Origin of the sequence: Halosolutus gelatinilyticus (assembly GCF_023028105.1) — an archaeon.
Taxonomy (GTDB): Archaea; Halobacteriota; Halobacteria; order Halobacteriales; family Natrialbaceae; genus Halosolutus; species Halosolutus gelatinilyticus.
Genome location: NZ_CP095491.1, coordinates 807,641 through 824,193, shown reverse-complemented (window position 1 = coordinate 824,193; position 16,553 = coordinate 807,641). Strand labels below are relative to the sequence as shown.

Annotated in this window: 12 protein-coding genes and 1 tRNA gene; 10 read left to right on the top strand and 3 right to left on the bottom strand. The window is 66.1% G+C overall.

Annotated elements, in window-relative coordinates; translation table 11 throughout:
* Positions 1–42 precede the first annotated feature (42 nt).
* Positions 43–612 carry an amino acid-binding protein gene (locus MUH00_RS04150; RefSeq protein WP_247002505.1) on the top strand — a complete coding sequence of 190 codons (570 nt, stop codon included), beginning with the start codon at positions 43–45 and terminating at the stop codon, positions 610–612.
* Positions 612–1,559, top strand: coding sequence for a homoserine dehydrogenase (locus MUH00_RS04145; RefSeq protein WP_247002504.1), 948 nt, complete (start codon positions 612–614; stop codon positions 1,557–1,559). The genes MUH00_RS04150 and MUH00_RS04145 overlap by 1 nt, the downstream gene beginning before the upstream one ends.
* Before the next feature lie 28 nt (positions 1,560–1,587).
* Here MUH00_RS04145 and MUH00_RS04140 read toward each other — a convergent pair whose 3' ends face one another.
* Positions 1,588–2,691 (bottom strand): beta propeller repeat protein, encoded by a 1,104-nt coding sequence (locus MUH00_RS04140; RefSeq protein WP_247002503.1) that lies wholly within the window; start codon positions 2,689–2,691, stop codon positions 1,588–1,590.
* 540 nt (positions 2,692–3,231) lie between these two features.
* On the opposite strand from MUH00_RS04140, the gene tuf reads away from it, so the two are divergent.
* The 4 genes from tuf to MUH00_RS04120 all read left to right on the top strand — a co-directional run bounded on the left by tuf (position 3,232) and on the right by MUH00_RS04120 (position 6,001).
* Positions 3,232–4,500, top strand: coding sequence for a translation elongation factor EF-1 subunit alpha (gene tuf, locus MUH00_RS04135; RefSeq protein ID WP_247002502.1), 1,269 nt, complete (start codon positions 3,232–3,234; stop codon positions 4,498–4,500).
* On the top strand, positions 4,501–4,809 hold the full coding sequence (rpsJ, locus tag MUH00_RS04130; RefSeq protein WP_004215311.1) for a 30S ribosomal protein S10: 309 nt from the start codon (positions 4,501–4,503) through the stop codon (positions 4,807–4,809). It begins immediately after the preceding gene.
* Positions 4,810–5,145: 336 nt separating this feature from the next.
* The gene (locus MUH00_RS04125; protein ID WP_247002501.1) at positions 5,146–5,826 is read left to right on the top strand and encodes a rhomboid family intramembrane serine protease; all 681 of its coding nucleotides are present in this window, start codon (positions 5,146–5,148) and stop codon (positions 5,824–5,826) included.
* 103 nt (positions 5,827–5,929) lie between these two features.
* A tRNA-Ala gene (locus tag MUH00_RS04120) sits at positions 5,930–6,001 on the top strand.
* A gap of 733 nt (positions 6,002–6,734) precedes the next feature.
* Here the strand turns inward: MUH00_RS04120 and MUH00_RS04115 are convergent.
* Positions 6,735–7,151 carry a CBS domain-containing protein gene (locus MUH00_RS04115; protein ID WP_247002500.1) on the bottom strand — a complete coding sequence of 139 codons (417 nt, stop codon included), beginning with the start codon at positions 7,149–7,151 and terminating at the stop codon, positions 6,735–6,737.
* A 192-nt stretch (positions 7,152–7,343) separates the two neighbouring features.
* Between MUH00_RS04115 and MUH00_RS04110 the strand changes: the two genes are divergently transcribed.
* Positions 7,344–7,832, top strand: coding sequence for a hypothetical protein (locus MUH00_RS04110; protein ID WP_247002499.1), 489 nt, complete (start codon positions 7,344–7,346; stop codon positions 7,830–7,832).
* 81 nt (positions 7,833–7,913) lie between these two features.
* Positions 7,914–8,417: an 8-oxo-dGTP diphosphatase gene (locus MUH00_RS04105; RefSeq protein WP_247002498.1), complete on the top strand. Its 504-nt coding sequence runs from the start codon at positions 7,914–7,916 to the stop codon at positions 8,415–8,417.
* An 80-nt stretch (positions 8,418–8,497) separates the two neighbouring features.
* Here the strand turns inward: MUH00_RS04105 and MUH00_RS04100 are convergent, their stop codons facing one another.
* Positions 8,498–9,469 carry a quinone oxidoreductase family protein gene (locus MUH00_RS04100; protein ID WP_247002497.1) on the bottom strand — a complete coding sequence of 324 codons (972 nt, stop codon included), beginning with the start codon at positions 9,467–9,469 and terminating at the stop codon, positions 8,498–8,500.
* A gap of 419 nt (positions 9,470–9,888) precedes the next feature.
* On the opposite strand from MUH00_RS04100, the gene proS reads away from it, so the two are divergent.
* Both proS and gltB read left to right on the top strand, forming a co-directional pair.
* Complete coding sequence (gene proS, locus MUH00_RS04095; protein WP_247002496.1) at positions 9,889–11,373, top strand: proline--tRNA ligase; 1,485 nt, start codon at positions 9,889–9,891, stop codon at positions 11,371–11,373.
* 621 nt (positions 11,374–11,994) lie between these two features.
* Positions 11,995–16,539, top strand: coding sequence for a glutamate synthase large subunit (gltB, locus tag MUH00_RS04090; protein ID WP_247002495.1), 4,545 nt, complete (start codon positions 11,995–11,997; stop codon positions 16,537–16,539).
* The last annotated feature ends 14 nt before the right edge of the window (positions 16,540–16,553 follow it).

Sequence of the window (16,553 nt, the reverse complement as noted above, 5' to 3'; positions counted from 1 at the left end):
CCATGACGACGTGTGGACGCCCGCAGGTGGGAGGTGTCGGCGATGGGTGACGACAGCGCCGCCGAGGACGAACCGGACGCGGACGCCGAGACGGACGGCGGCGTCCGCGCCTACACCGTCCGACTCGAACTCGTCGACGAACCCGGCGAGTTGCTTCGCGCGCTCCGACCGATCGCCGACAGCGGTGCCAATCTCCTGAGCATTCACCACGAACGCGGCAACATCACGCCTCGAGGACACATCCCGGTCGAGGTCGATATGGAGTGTCCACCGGACCGATTCGACGGCGTCGTCGACGCGCTTCGGGACGCCGGCGTCAACGTCATCCAGGCCGGCGCGGAGCGCTACGGCGAGGAGATCAGCGTCGTGCTGGTCGGTCGCCTCGTCGAGAACGACCTCTCGGAGACGCTCTCGCGGATCGAAGCCGAGGCCAGCGCCGTCGTGCTGGACCTCTCGCTGGCCGCCCCGGAGGGAACCGACGGCGTCGCCAGCGCCCGGGTCAGACTCGCGATCGACTCCGGCGAGACGACCGCGGCGCTCGGGGCGATCCGCTCGATCGGGTCGCAGAAGGATCTGACCGTCGTCGAACCCCTGCTCGGAGGTGACGCCTGATGCGACTGGCGATCCTCGGCGCCGGCGACGTCGGCCGTTCGGTCGCCGACCTGGCCGGCGAGTACGGCCACGAGGTCGTCGCCCTCGCTGACTCCGGCAGCGCCGCGATCGACGAGAACGGAATCGACGTCGAGGACGCCCTCGATCGGAAGTTCGCCGACGGCGCGGTCGGGACGACCGACCCCGATTCCGTCGCCGAGACCGACTACGACGTCCTCGTCGAAGCGACGCCGACGACGCTCGGCGACGCCGAACCCGGCTTCACGCACGCGAAACGCGCGCTCGAAGCCGATCGCCACGTCGTTCTGGCGAACAAGGGACCGATCGCCGAGCGGTACGAGGAACTCCGCGAGCTCGAGGCCGAGAGCGCGGGCTCGATCCGGTTCGAGGCGACCGTCGGCGGCGCGATTCCGGTGCTGTCGACGATCGAGGATTCGACGCCCGAGGCCGTCACCGCGGTCCGCGGGGTGCTCAACGGGACGGCGAACTTCATCCTCACGCGCATGGCCGCCGAGGGACTGGACTACGAGCACGTGCTCGCGGAGGCCCAGGACCTCGGCGTCGCCGAGGCCGACCCGACGTTCGACGTCGACGGCACGGACGCCGCCCTGAAGTTCGTCATCCTCGCGAACGTGCTCGCCGACGGCGGGTTCTCGCTCGACGACGCCGACGTCCGGGGCATCCGGGACATCCCCGGCAGCGCGCTCGACCTCGCGGCAGAGGACGGTCGGACGATTCGCCTCATCGGCGAGGCGACCCGCGAGGGCGTCCGCGTCGGCCCGCGACTCGTCCCCGAAAACGGCGCGCTCGCCGTCACGGGCACGCGAAACATCGTCCAGATCGAGACGAAACACGCCGGCAGTCTCCACAACAGCGGCCGCGGCGCCGGCGGTCCGGAGACGGCGACGGCGGTCCTCTCGGACGTCGGGCGGTTGCCGCCGCTGTAACTGTGACGTCGTACGATCCGCGGGCAGATTAGTCGATCGCTGCGACCCACTCCCCTTCGATGCGGCGTTCGACGCCCGGATCCGCGGTGTTCGTCGGCAGTTGCGACTCGTCCGGACGGGAACGACGGTTCGCGGCGTTCCCCGTCCGTTCGACGATCGTTCCGTTCTCTCCGACGGCCACGTCGACGGCAGTGGTACGCGCGACGCCGAGCAGCGCGACCGAGACGGGGGTCTGGGTGCGGCGCCACTGCCCGACCGATTGGCGGTCGTACACTTTCCCTTCGGCGCCCGCAGCGAGTCCCGCAGCGTCGTCCCGATCGATCGCCCGAATTGCCTGTCGATCGCTGTCGACGACGTGGGGCGTCCACCGGAAGCCGTCGTACCGATAGATGATCCCGGCCCCGGCGGCCACGTTCACGTCCTGGAGCCCCTCGCTCGCGACGTCGAAGAACGCTTCGCCGGCGAAGTCGATCCCGATCTGTTCCCAGGTTTCGCCACCGTCCTCCGTCTCCGCGACAAGCTGACTCGTACTGACGACGTGGCCGCGGTTCCGGGCGTGGAAGTCGATCCCGGGAATCGTCGACCCACCCCCGGGTTCGATCACCTCTTCGTACTCCACCGCCCCGCTGTCCAAGCGCGTACCGACGAGTAGCTCGCCGGACCCGTTGACGAAGTACAGCCGTTCGTTGTCCCCGGCGGTTCCGCGTACCGCGCAGTCTTCCCACGTACTCGTTATTCCCATCGGTGCGGAGTAGTTCGTCAACGTCTGCGTCTGGACGTCGTATTCGCCGATGACGCCGCTGTCGCCGACGAACCAGATTCGCCTGCCGTCGTCGGTCACGTCGACACCGAACAGCGGTCGACTGCGTGCCTGCGGACCGTATTCGACGACTTTTACCCAATTGCCGTCCTGCCGGCGGGCGACGACGTCGCCACCCCCGCCAACGGCGTACGGCCCATCGACGGTTTCGACGGCCCCGTAGAGCGGCTCGTCCGTCGGTGACTCGACTTGGGTCCACTCTGCCTGCGACGAACGGGCGGCTCCAACCGAGCCGAGAGTGGCGAGTCCAGCGATGGTCGTGGTCGATACGGCGGTCAAACGAGCGAACTCGCGTCGTGTTTGGCGTGACATATTGTCATCATCTCCTTTCTAGTGCGCCGTCGTTCGGGCGACCTGGCGTGCGTGGACCGAAACCACCCGATCTAAACGGCGGGTGATCCGTTGTCGAAACCGATCGATCGGGGCATCATCCTCTCGTCCGTCGATCGGCCACCCGGAACCCACCGCCACGGCGATGTATTAACCACAGTTGTTATTTATAGTTATAATACATCTAACGGTGAGAAATATCGGCGGCGGTCGCGAGAGACTGCCGAGGCCGGTTTCGAATACCGGTCGGGTGTGGACGCGCCCGACACACATCGACGTCGGCCCTCTTCCGGTCGAGACCGGCTACGACGCCGCACACGTCCGATACCGATGGAAACCCTTCGCAAGAGACGACGTACTCATCTATCGACAACGCGTCTCCCGTTCGAACCATCAGAACCGTGTGAGCGTACCGCAAACCGCACGACTGCGTCGGGGTGGACTAAACCTCGTTTCGAAATGGTTTTAACCGCAACGGGCAAAAGAAACCGATATAAGCGCCTCTGCGCGTGAGCTACAACAATGAGCGAAGACAAACCGCACCAGAACCTGGCCATCATCGGTCACGTCGACCACGGGAAGAGTACGCTCGTGGGGCGACTCCTCTACGAGACGGGGAGCGTACCCGAGCACGTCATCGAACAGCACCGCGAGGAAGCCGAAGAGAAGGGCAAGGGCGGCTTCGAGTTCGCCTACGTCATGGACAACCTCGCCGAAGAGCGCGAGCGCGGTGTCACGATCGACATCGCCCACCAGGAGTTCGACACCGACGAGTACTACTTCACCATCGTCGACTGTCCGGGCCACCGCGACTTCGTTAAGAACATGATCACCGGGGCGTCCCAGGCAGACAACGCCGTCCTCGTCGTCGCCGCCGACGACGGTGTCGCGCCCCAGACCCAGGAGCACGTCTTCCTGGCCCGCACGCTGGGTATCGACGAGCTCATCATCGGCATCAACAAGATGGACGTCGTCGACTACAAGGAGTCGACCTACAACGACGTCGTCGACGAAGTCTCGCAGCTGCTCAAGCAGGTCCAGTTCAACACCGAAGACGCCTCGTTCATCCCGATCTCGGCGTTCGAGGGCGACAACATCGCCGACGCCTCCGACAACACGTCGTGGTACGACGGCGAAACCTTACTCGAGGCCCTGAACGCCCTGCCGGCGCCGGAGCCGCCGACGGACGCGCCGCTCCGACTCCCGATCCAGGACGTCTACACGATCTCGGGTATCGGTACCGTCCCCGTCGGGCGCATCGAGACCGGTGTCATGAACACCGGTGACGACGTCGTCTTCCAGCCCAGCGACGTGGGCGGCGAAGTCAAGACGATCGAGATGCACCACGATGAAGTGCCGAAGGCCGAGCCCGGTGACAACGTCGGGTTCAACGTCCGCGGCATCGGCAAGGACGACATCCGCCGCGGCGACGTCTGCGGTCCCGCAGACGACCCGCCGTCCGTCGCCGAGACGTTCCAGGCTCAGATCGTCGTCATGCAGCACCCGTCCGTGATCACGGCGGGCTACACGCCGGTCTTCCACGCCCACACGGCCCAGGTCGCCTGTACGATCGAGTCCATCGACAAGAAGATGGACCCCTCGAGCGGCGAGGTCGCCGAGGAGAATCCCGACTTCATCCAGTCGGGCGACGCTGCTGTGGTTACCATCCGACCGCAGAAGCCCCTCAGCATCGAGCCGTCCAGCGAGATCCCCGAACTCGGGAGCTTCGCCATCCGCGACATGGGTCAGACCATCGCGGCCGGCAAGGTCCTGAGCGTCGACGAGAAATAAATGCAGCAGGCACGCGTTCGACTCGCAGGCACGAGTCCAGACGACCTCGACGACATCTGCGACGACGTCCGCGAGATCGCGAACAACACCGGCGTCAACCTGAGCGGTCCGATCCCGCTGCCGACGAAGACCCTCGAGGTGCCGACCCGGAAGTCGCCTGACGGCGAGGGCACCGCCACGTGGGAGCACTGGGAGATGCGCGTCCACAAGCGCCTGATCGATCTGGACGCCGACGAACGCGCACTCCGTCAGCTCATGCGCATCCAGGTGCCGAACGACGTCTCGATCGAGATCGTCCTCGAAGACTGATCCGATCGCGACCGCAACGAAGAATCGAGTTTTCGCTTTCTTTGTCCGCTGAGCCGTTGGTGTGTCGATCGGAAGCGAGCAGTATGGTATCGGTCGCTGGGAGGCTGCGAAATCAAGAATCCAGAGCCGCGACGTACGGATCGTAGCGAAGCGAGGATCGCAACGAGTCGCGCCCGATCGACCGAGGCGAGGACTTTCGCGGCATTCACAACTGGTTCTGTATCAACGACGTGTGGGCAGTATACTCCCACGAGCGACGCAAACCCGGCGTTCTCTGCGACCGCGTCCGGGAGTAACTCGCGTAGACTTTAGTGGGCCGCCGGTCCACCTATCAGTATGTCGGAGCGATCACCGGGTAGCTGGGGGCCGAGCCCCCGGTCGGTATCGCGAGGCGAGTCGGAGTCAACGTCGCGATCGGAGCCGAGTCCCATCCGCGACCTCCTGGTCATCTTTCTCGTGGTCTACGTGCTCCAGTGGATCACCGCGCTCTTCGGCCTCGGCGTGATGACCGGCCTGTTCGTGCTCTCGCCGCCGATCGACGCCCGCCCGTGGACGGTCGTCACCAGCGTCTACGCCCACGGCGGATTCGGGCACCTGCTCTCGAACAGCGTCGCGCTCGTGCTCTTCGGGTGGCCGATCGCCCGCGCGACGACGCGGCTGCGGTTTCACGCGTACTTCCTGGCGACTGGCGCGGTGGCGGGCGTCTCGCAGATCGTCGTAACGGGCCTCCTCGCGATGGTTCCGTTCCTGTCGATCGCGCCGACGCCCGGCGTGCTCGGCGCCAGCGGCGCGGTCTTCGCCCTGCTGGGGTACCTGCTCGCGTCGAACCGCCTGTCCGACAGCTTCGCGTCCGTGATCGACGTCCCGTGGTGGGTCTCGATCGGCGTCTTCCTCGTGCTGGCGACGATCGTCACCCTCGCGACCGCCCGACCCAGGGTCGCCCTGGTGGCGCACTTCACCGGCTTTTTCGCGGGACTGATCGCCGGTCGCGCCGGGGTACTGGAGTCGGATCGGTGAGTCGCGGCTGCGATCGAGAACGGCGATAACACGAGTGTGGTGGACTCACACTCTGCCGGCGAAACACAAGCTACAAATAGAATCCCCGGTTAGAAACGTGCGAGGGCTCGTAGATCAGCGGCAGATCGCTTCCTTCGCAAGGAAGAGGCCCGGGGTTCAAATCCCCGCGAGTCCACTTCGATTCTGTATCGTTTCGAGTTGTTTCGGGAGTTGCGGCTGACTTCCGAGTATGCAGTAGCGCTTCGCGGAACGACATCTCGAGAGCCCGAAAAGGAGCGGCGACGTGATTGAGACCAGGATCGGTCGGAACGTCGATCAGCTGCGGACCCCAGTGGGGCGGTGTCGACGGGCCGTGCTCCGAACGGGCGATCGCGAAGCTTGTGTCGTACACGCGATCCAGCGAGCGCCGACCCGTCAGCGACGGCCGGCGGGCCGCGACGGCGAAGCACGGACTATACCGTCGTCCCCGCGGCCGATTAGCGCGGGACCGGAAAGCTAAAAGAGATCGAGCAGTTCGAGAACAGCGTCGATCGCCGTATCGAACCGTCCGCGCTCCGCATCGTCCTCGTCGTCGGATCGATCTTCGATCGAGTCCGTCATTTACCGACGGATACGACAGATCGGTTGTAACCCCTTGGGAGAACGGCGCCTCTCGCGGCCCGAGAGTGACGGTAGTTCGCAATGACCGTCCATCGGGCCTATTTCGGGTCGTCCGGATCACGAGTGGACCGGCGACGAACGCCGTTCCGTCGCATCAGTTTCGTCTCCGTCCTCGAGTCGGGGCCGCGAGACTACCCGATTGGGACGACGCAGACGCTCCAGACGGCACCTGGTTCGGCCGCGGGCCCGCGGCCGAGAACGCGAAACGCGAGGTGGCGATCGGTCGCCGACTCTCGATCGACGCGGATCTAGGCGGGATCCGCGCTCGGGCTCGGCGTCGAGACGCTCGAGAGGTACGCCGCCAGGTCCGTCGTCGTCACGATCCCGATGACGCCCTCGTCCTCGTCGACGACGGGGAGGTGGTGGAACCGGTGTTCGATCATCGCGTCCGCCGCGTCGACGATGCTGTCCTGCGCCGAGACCGTGATGACGTCGGTAGTCATGTATCGCGAGACGGTGGTCTGGGCTTTCGGGTGGCTCTCCGCGACGATGTTGACGAAGTCGGTCGTCGTCAGGATCCCTTCCAGCTGGTTGTCCTCGTCGACGACGATGACGGAGCCGATGTCGTTTTCGAGCATTACCTGTCCGGCGTCTTCGACGAGCGTGTCCGGCGTCACCGTGTGCAGGGACGTCGACATTACGCGCGCGACGAAAATATCGTCCATGCGTATTGATACCCCTTGAACAGTATAAGAATTGGCCAACCGGAGTGATTCGTCGACATCTCGGATCCCCTCGTCGGCGGAGCCGTCGATCGCCTGCTCGCCTCCTGATTTGTTCACCGTAGCGCGAGGAACGCCCGCGCGGCGGGACGAACACACACCCTAACTAAGCCCGTTCGAGCCACATCCCCACGTATGTCGGACGATCGCGAGCGCACCGGTGGAGCCGACGGCGCGGCGACCGGAAGCGACGGCGGTACCGGATCGACCGCCGTTCCGTCGACCGACGATACGACTGGATACGGGCTCACGCTGACGCTGGTGGGTGCCGTCCTGCTCGCCCTGGCGTACTACGGACTCGTCGCGATCCGCGGCCCGCGGCAACTCGGCCAGGCGCTCCCGCAGCCGTTCTACGGGCTGGCGTTCGCGGCCCTCTTCGCCGTCGAGTTACTCCAGCGGGGAACGCTCAGCGCGACTGCGCTCGCCCGAGCGATCGCGCTGGCCGTCGTCTACGGCGGCCTGTTCGTGTTCGCGGCCGAGGGGGCCGCGTACCTCTGGGCGTACCCCCAGGTCGCGCTCGCGGGCTACGTCGGCGTGACGGTGTTCGCCGGGGCGCTCGTCGTCGCGGTACTCGTCTACGTGGGGTACCTGACGGTGATCGAGGGCGCTGCGAGCGCGTCGTGACGGCGACGGCGCTTCGGTACCGGCCGGATCGACGCCGCCGTGATGGCGATCATTTATTTCCGATCGGCCGAACCCTCCGATATGATCGAAGCGACGCTGTGTTTCCCGCTTCGCGACGCGGCCGCGGCCGACACCGCGGAGGTCCTCCTGATCGAGAAGCGCCGGGGACTCGGCGAGGGCTGGTACAACGGTCCCGGCGGGAAACTCGAACCGGGCGAGACCCCGCGGGAGTGCGCCGTCCGCGAGACGCGCGAGGAAGTCGGCCTGGTCGTTCGCGACCTCGAGAAGGCGGGCGAACTCACCTTCACGCTCGACGGCGACCCGCACACCTTCTGTCACGTCTTCCGGACGCGATCGTTCGAGGGCGAACCGACTTCCTCCCCCGAAGCGCGTCCAGAGTGGCGGCCGATCGACGACGTCCCCTACGATCGGATGTGGGAAGACGATCGACTGTGGTTGCCTGGCGTTCTCGAAGGGCGGACGGTGATCGGCGAGTTCACCTTCGAGGGCGGAAAACCGTTGGACGAGGCCGAATTCGTCAGACACGACCTGGAGTGGGACGTTTCGTTCGACGACCGGGAGTGACCGTCGGGGCGCCCCGGTGAGGGGGCCGGTGAGACGGTCGGAGCCGCCATCGCTACGAACCCGGTCGCCGTCGATGCGCGTTAGGGTTTCAGGACGACCTTGCCGGAACTCTTGCGATCTTCGATGTACTGGTGGGCGTCGGCCGCGTCTTCGAGCGCGAACTGCTCGCCGAGGATCACGTCGAGGTCGTCGTTCGCGAATCCCTCCGGGAGATCGGGGACGGCCTTCATGATCCTGCTCGGGTCGTGGTAGGAAGCCTGACCGAGGTGGAACCCTTTGACGGTCTTGTTCTCGAAGAGAAGTCGCCGGTTCTCGGCGCTCGCGGGGACGCCGCTTGCGACGCCGTAGGTGACCATCCGACCGAAGTGCGCCATCGCGTCGAGGCTGCGATCGAAGACGTCGTCGCCGACGCTCTCCAGGACGAGGTCGACGCCCTCGCCGTCGGTCTCCTCGCCGACGACATCCCGAAAGTCGGTTTCGGTGTAGTTGATCGGGTGATCGCAACCCAGTTCGGCCGCGAGATCGAGTTTCTCCTGCGTGCTCGCGGTGCCGAACACCTCCGCACCGGCGTTCGACGCGAGCTGGACCGCGGCCGTTCCGACGCCGCCGGCGGCCGCCTGGATCAGCACCGTCTCGTCCGCCTCGAGGCCGCCCCACTCGAACAGACAGGAGTGGGCGGTGAGGAACTGGACGGGAAAGCCCGCCGCCTCCTCGAAGCTCATCCCCTCCGGGATGGGAAACAGCATCCGGGCGGTCGCGATCGCGTACTCGGCGTACCCGCCGGTGTTCAGCATCGCGACGACGCGATCGCCCTCGTCGAGCCCCACGCCCTCGCCGGTCGCGTCGACGGTGCCTGCGGCTTCCATTCCCGGGACGTACGGGGCGTCCGGCCCGCCGGGGTACGCGCCGCGTCGTTGCATCACGTCGGCGAAGTTGATCCCTGCCGCTTCCACCGCGATGCGGACCTCTCCCGGCCCCGGGTCGGGTTTCTCGCGGTCGACGAGTTCGAGCCTGTCGCTGTCGCCGTACTCCGCTACCTCGATCGCATCCATGCCCGTTTGTTTTTCGACCCTGACCCATAAACGCATGAGAACTGATGAAAACGGTCTTCAGGTTCAGTTGTCGGGCCGATGGCGCTGTATCTCTCGCTGTGTCAGCTTTTCGGCCGCCCGGGACAGCACCCGTCGGAGAGGGTGGCGCTCGCACACGCCGACGAATGGTCCGCTCCCGTCCAGTCGTTGTGGTCGGGGCCGAGCGATCCGGCGCCGAACCGGTCGATTCTCTCGCGTTCGAGTATCGAACGAACTGCGTTGCGCCACGGCTGCTGGAACGCGTTCGATGTCGTGATCTCCAGTTTTGTCGGGCTGGCCGTTTGTCGGTACTCCGTCCGACGCCGCTGACGTCCTCCCTGTCGGTGGACCGCATCCGCTCTTCGCATGGTTTAAGACTGCGCTGGCTGCATGACGAACTAATGAGCAACGAGAGCCAGGAACTCGGGATCACCGAGTCGAAATCGCACAAACCCGGCGAGTGGTACGCCGAAGTCGTCCAGAAGGCGGGGCTGGCGGACTACGCGCCGATGGGCGGGTTCATCGTCACGAAACCCCGCGGCTACGCGCTGTGGGAGTCCATCCAGGACGCGTTGGACGGCTGGTTCAAGGAGACCGGCGTCACCAACGCCTACTTCCCGATGTTCATCCCCGAGAGCTACTTAGAGCGCGAAAAGGACATCGTCGAAGGGTTCGATCCCGAAGTGGCGTGGGTTACGCAGGGTGGTCACGACGAGCTCGAGGAGCGACTCGCCGTGCGGCCGACCAGCGAGTCGATCATCGCACCCTTCATATCCCGGTGGGTTCGCAGCCATCGCGACCTGCCGCTGCGACTGAATCAGTGGTGCTCGGTCGTCCGGTGGGAGGCCACCGAGACGAAACCGTTCTTCCGGACCAAGGAGTTCCTCTGGCAGGAGGGCCACACCGCTCACGCGACCGACGAGGGCGCCTGGGAGGAGGTCTGGACCCGCCTCTCCCAGTACGAGCGCGTCTACGAGGAGGTGCTGGCGATTCCGGTGCTCCGCGGCAAGAAGCCCGAACACGACAAGTTCCCCGGCGCGGACACCACGACGACAGTCGAGGCGCTGATGCCCGACGGCAAGTCCGTCCAGGGCGGGACGAGCCACCACCTCGGCCAGTCGTTCGCCGAGGCGTTCGACATCACCTTCGCGGACGAGGACGAGGAGGAACAGACCGCCTACACCACCTCGTGGGGGCTCTCCTGGCGGGCGCTCGGCGCGCTCATCATGACCCACTCGGACGACCAGGGGCTCGTCCTCCCGCCGACGATCGCGCCCACCCAGGTCGCGATCGTTCCCATCTGGCAGGCCGACACCAAGGAGAAGGTCCTCGAGTACTCCGAGGAGATCGCCGACGAACTCGAAGACGCCGGCGTCAGCGTCGACCTCGACGATCGCGACGAGCGCAACCCCGGCTTCAAGTTCAACGAACACGAGCTCAACGGCGTTCCCCTCCGAATCGAGATCGGCCCCAACGAGGTCGACGACGAGGAGGCCACGCTCGTCCACCGACCGGACAGCGAGACGGTCGTCGCCGATCGCGACGGCCTCGTCGAGACCGTCGAGGAGAACCTCGATACGATCTACGACAAACTGTACGACACGGCCGCGGAGAACCTCGAAGAAAACGTCCGGGAAGCGCACAGTCCCGAGGAGATCCTCGGCACGATCGGTAAGCACGGCGGCTACGTGAAGACGCCGTGGTGCGGCGACGAGGCCTGCGAGGAGGCGATCAAGGAGAAGATCGCCGCCGAGATCGTCATGCAACCGCTCGCCGACGAGGGCGGTTCGACGCCGGGCGAACCCGTCCGGGCCGAGGAGGGCGCGGAGTGCGGCGTCTGCGGCGACGACGCCGACGAGATCGCCTACTTCGCGAAGTCGTACTGATTCTCGTCCCGAGCGGGTCGACCGTCCCGATTCGATCTCGGCTCGACCTGGCCTGCGAGCGTCTCGACCCGGCCGGCTATCGGGTCGATCGCCCGGATCGCGGTCCCCGTATGATGGCGCGATCGAGACGAGCGTCCAGCGGGAATTCGGTTCCGCGGGAGTCCGCGAGTCGGTCTTCGATCGTTGCGTCGCTATCAACCGAAGCAGTGTGTTACCCGGCTGGTTCGAAGCCAAGGATAGGCGTCGGCGGGGCGTCCTAGCGGGCAGGGACCTAACTCTTTACCCCGACAGCCCTTGTTCTTCCGGAACGTACCACGGGTGTAGTGTTCACGTGCCCGGTGGACACTACGTGCCTCTGACACTTCTTCGGGGTTCGAGTCGAATTCACGACACGTCTTCGCGATCGATAAGCGGCGCGAAAACGCACCGCCCGCACCCGCTCCGTTCGACCGATCCGTGCATCGATGGTCGAGCGATCACCAGCCGTCCGATCGTTCACGATCGATCGTGTCGACGCCGTCTGGCGAAATCACTGTATGCATTATATACCATTATATGTGTTTATAATACACTTAGCCATTATGGAGTAACCTCTTATATCGCCGAGTTAGAGACCGCTATATGCCACAGCCACACTCATCCACCGAGCGTTCGCAGGGTCTGGCCGACCCGGCGGACGAGCGGTCCAATTGCGGGGTCGGCGTCGTCATGGACCTCGACGGGGTAGGGGGTCACGACGTCGTCGCCGACGGACTCGACCTCCTCGTCAACCTCGAACACCGCGGGACCACCGGCGCGGAGAAGAACACCGGCGACGGGGCCGGAATCATGCTCCAGCTTCCCGACGCGTTCTTCGAGGACGTTCTCGATGCTTCTCTCCCGAACACCTACGCCGCCGGCTCGATCTTCTTTCCGCGGGACGAGGCGGCTCGCGAGGAACTGATCTCGATCGCCGAAGGCGTCTTCGATCGGTACGATCTCTCCGTTCTCCAGTGGCGGGACGTCCCGACGAACAACGACGACCTCGGAACGACGGCCGTCGACTCCGAACCCGACGTCTGGCAGGTATTCGTTACGCCGGACGACGGTATCGAGGGCGAGGATTTCGATCGGCGCCTCTACGTCGCCCGGCGCGCCTTCGAGAACGAGATCGAGGAGCGCGGCGTCGAGGGCGCCGATCGCTTCTACGTCTGCTCGCTCGATTCGAAGACGATCGTTTACAAGGGGCTGCTCAAGGGCGAACAGGTCCCGTCGTACTACCCCGATCTCACCGACGAGCGCGTCGAGTCGACGTTCGCGATGGTCCACGAGCGCTTCTCGACCAATACGCTCGGCGCCTGGCATCTCGCCCACCCCTACCGGAACATCGTTCACAACGGCGAGTTCAACACGATCCAGGGCAACATCAACTGGATGCGCGCCCGCGAGACGGACATCGAGAGCGACGTGTTAGAGGATCTGGAGGCGGTCAAGCCGATCATCGACGATCCCGGCCAGTCCGACACGGCGAGCGTCGACAACGCGCTCGAACTCCTGATGCAGGACGGTCGGGACCTCGCACACGCCCTGCGGATGCTCGTTCCGGAGGCCTGGCGCGGCGACGACGAGATGGACCAGGACCGCAAGGACTGGTACGACTTCCACGCCTCGCTCGTCGAACCGTGGGACGGCCCCGCGCTCGTCGCGGCGACCGACGGCGAGCGGGTCGGCGCCGTCCTCGACCGCAACGGCCTGCGTCCCTGCCGGTACGACGTCACGACCGACAACCGCCTGATCGTGGCCAGCGAGGCCGGCGCGCTCGAACCCGACCCCGACGAGATCGAGGAGCGCGGCCGCCTCCAGCCCGGCCAGCTCTTCCTCGCCGACCCGAACGAGGGTCGCGTCATCCCCGACGAGGAGGTCTTCGAGGACCTCACCGACGATCGGTACGGCGAGTGGGTCGAGCGGGCGCAGGTTCACGTCGACGACATCCGGACGAGCGACGACAGCGCGCCCCGGGAGCCGGTCGACGGCCTCCGCGACTACCAGGCCGCCTTCGGCTACACGCGCGACGAGCTCGACAACCTGATCGAGCCGATGATCCGAAAAGGGAAGGATCCGGTCGGTTCGATGGGCGACGACACGCCGCTGTCGGTGCTCACGGAGTACAACCGTCCGCTCTTTTCCTACTTCAAGCAGCTGTTCGCCCAGGTCACCAACCCGCCGCTTGACTACATCCGCGAAGAACTCGTCACCTCGATGGAGAGCCGACTCGGCTTCCAGCGCAACCTCCTGGACGAGTCGCCCGAACACGCCCGCCAGCTCGTCCTCGACTCGCCGGTCCTCACCGACGCCGAACTCGAGTCCATCCGCGCATGTGAGGCGAACGGCATCACCGCCGCGACGATCGACGTCACCTACGAATCCGAGAGCGACGAACTCGGCGCGGACCTCCGGGCCGCGATCGAACGCGTCCGGGAGGAGAGCGTCGCGGCGATCGAGGCGGGTCGCGACGTCGTCATCCTCTCCGACCGCGCCGTCGACGAGGACCGGGTGGCGATTCCGAGCCTGCTCGCGACGGGCGCCGTCCATCATCACCTCGTCCGGAACGGGCTGCGCAACCACTGCGGGCTCGTCGTCGAGTCGGCCGACCCGCGCACCGTCCACCACTTCGCGACGCTCGTCGGCTACGGCGCCGGCGCGGTCAACCCATATCTCGCCTACCAGACGATCGCGGACGTCACCGCCGGCGAGGACGGCGCCGACACCGAGGACGCGATCGACGCCTACGTCGGTGCCGTCGAGGACGGCCTGCTGAAGATCATGGCCAAGATGGGCATCTCGACCGTCGAGAGCTATCAGGGCGCCCAGATCTTCGAGGCCGTCGGTCTCGACTCGGATCTCGTCGAGGACTACTTCGCCGGCACCGAGAACCGGACCGAGGGGATCGGCCTCCCGGAGATCGAAGCCGATCTCCGCGAGCGCCACGCGACCGCCTTCGGCGACGACGAGTCGAGCCTCGAGCGCACCGGCGAGTTCAACCACCGCAAGCAGGGGATCCACCACCAGTGGAACCCCGAGACCGTCGGCACGCTCCAGCAGTCGGTCCGATCGAACGATTACGAACGGTACCGGGAGTTCGCCGAACTGGTCAACGAGCAACAGGAGACCCTCCAGACCCTGCGCGGCCTGCTCGAGTTCGAGTCCGATCGCGCCCCGATCCCGGTCGAGGACGTCGAACCGGTCAAAGACATCGTCGAGCGGTTCTCGACCGCGGCGATGAGCCTCGGCAGCCTCTCGCCGGAAGCCCACGAGAACAACTCGATCGCGATGAACCGGATCGGCGGCAAGAGTAACTCGGGCGAGGGCGGCGAACCGCCGGAGCGGTTCGGCACCGAGCGCGAGTGCAACGTCAAGCAGGTCGCGTCGGGCCGATTCGGCGTCACCTCGACGTACCTCTCCTCGGCCGACGAACTCCAGATCAAGATGGCCCAAGGGAGTAAGCCCGGCGAGGGCGGCCACCTCCCCGGCGAGAAGGTCAACGAGATGATCGCCCACGTCCGCAAGTCCACCCCCGGTGTCGGTCTCATCTCCCCGCCGCCGCTGCACGACATCTACTCGATCGAGGACCTCAAACAGCTGATCTTCGATCTCAAGGCCGCCAACGAAGAGGCCGACATCAACGTCAAGCTGGTGAGCGAGGCGGGCATCGGCACGATCGCCGCCGGCGTCGCGAAGGCCAACGCCGACGTAGTCCACATCTCGGGCCACTCCGGCGGGACCGGCGCCTCCCCCAGAACGTCGATCAAGAACGCCGGCCTCCCCTGGGAACTGGGACTGGCGGAGGCCAACCAGATGCTCTGTGCGACCGGGCTGCGCGATCGCATCCGCGTCTCGACCGACGGCGGACTGATGACCGGCCGCGACGTCGCGGTCGCCGCCTTACTGGGCGCCGAGGAGTACATCTTCGGGACGGCCTCGCTCGTGACGTCGGGCTGCGTGATGGCCCGGCAGTGCCACAAGAACACCTGCCCGGTCGGCGTCGCCACCCAGCGCGAGGACCTGCGCCGCCGGTTCCCCGGCGAGCCCGAGCACGTCATCAACTACATGACCTTCATCGCGCAGGAACTGCGCGAGATCATGGCCGACCTCGGATTCCGCACCGTCGACGAGATGATCGGCCGCGTCGACGTCCTCTCCCAGCGCGACGACGTCGACCACCCGAAGGCTCGCAACGTCGATCTCTCGGACGTGCTCGCCGACCCGGGCAGCGAGGTTCGCCGCAAGATCCGCGAGCAGGACCACGAACTCGACGATCAACTCGATCGGGAGTTCATCGAGGCCGCGGTCGACGCGATCGAGACCCGAGAACCCGTCGCGATCGACGGCGAGGTCACTAACGTCGATCGCACCGTCGGCGCGATGCTCTCGAACCGCATCACCCGACGGTACGGCGAACCCGGCCTCCCCGAGGACACGATCTCGATCGATCTCGAGGGAACCGCCGGCCAGAGCTTCGGCGCGTTCCTGGCCAGCGGCGTCTCGCTGCACCTCGACGGCGGCGCCAACGACTACGTCGGCAAGGGGCTCTCGGGCGGCAAGATCGCCGTTCAGACGCCCGATGCGGCCGCGTACGACCCGACCGAGAACATCGCGATCGGCAACGTCGCGCTGTACGGCGCGACCGGCGGCGAGTGTTACGTCAACGGCGTCGCCGGCGAGCGCTTCGCGGTCCGCAACTCCGGCGCGAAGGCCGTCGTCGAGGGCGTCGGCGACCACGGCTGCGAGTACATGACCGGCGGCGTCGTCGCCGTCCTCGGGGAGACGGGCAAGAACTTCGCGGCCGGCATGTCCGGCGGCGTCGCCTACGTCTACGATCCGGACGGCGAGTTCGCGGCGAAGGCCAACACCGAGATGGTCTCGCTCCACGACGAACTCGAGGAGAAAGACGAGGGGATGCTTCGCCGACTCGTCGAGAACCACGTCGCCTACACGGACTCCGATCGGGGGCAACTCCTGCTGGAGAACTGGGAGCGCGCGCTCGACGCCTTCGTGAAGGTCATGCCCGAGGCCTACCGCCGGGCGATCACCGAGCAGGGTTCTGACGACGTGCGCGCGGAACTGCCGAGCGAACCCGGCGCGGAGGCCGCGATCGAGTCGGCCACCTTCGCCGCCAGCGACGACTGATCGGTCACAGCGCG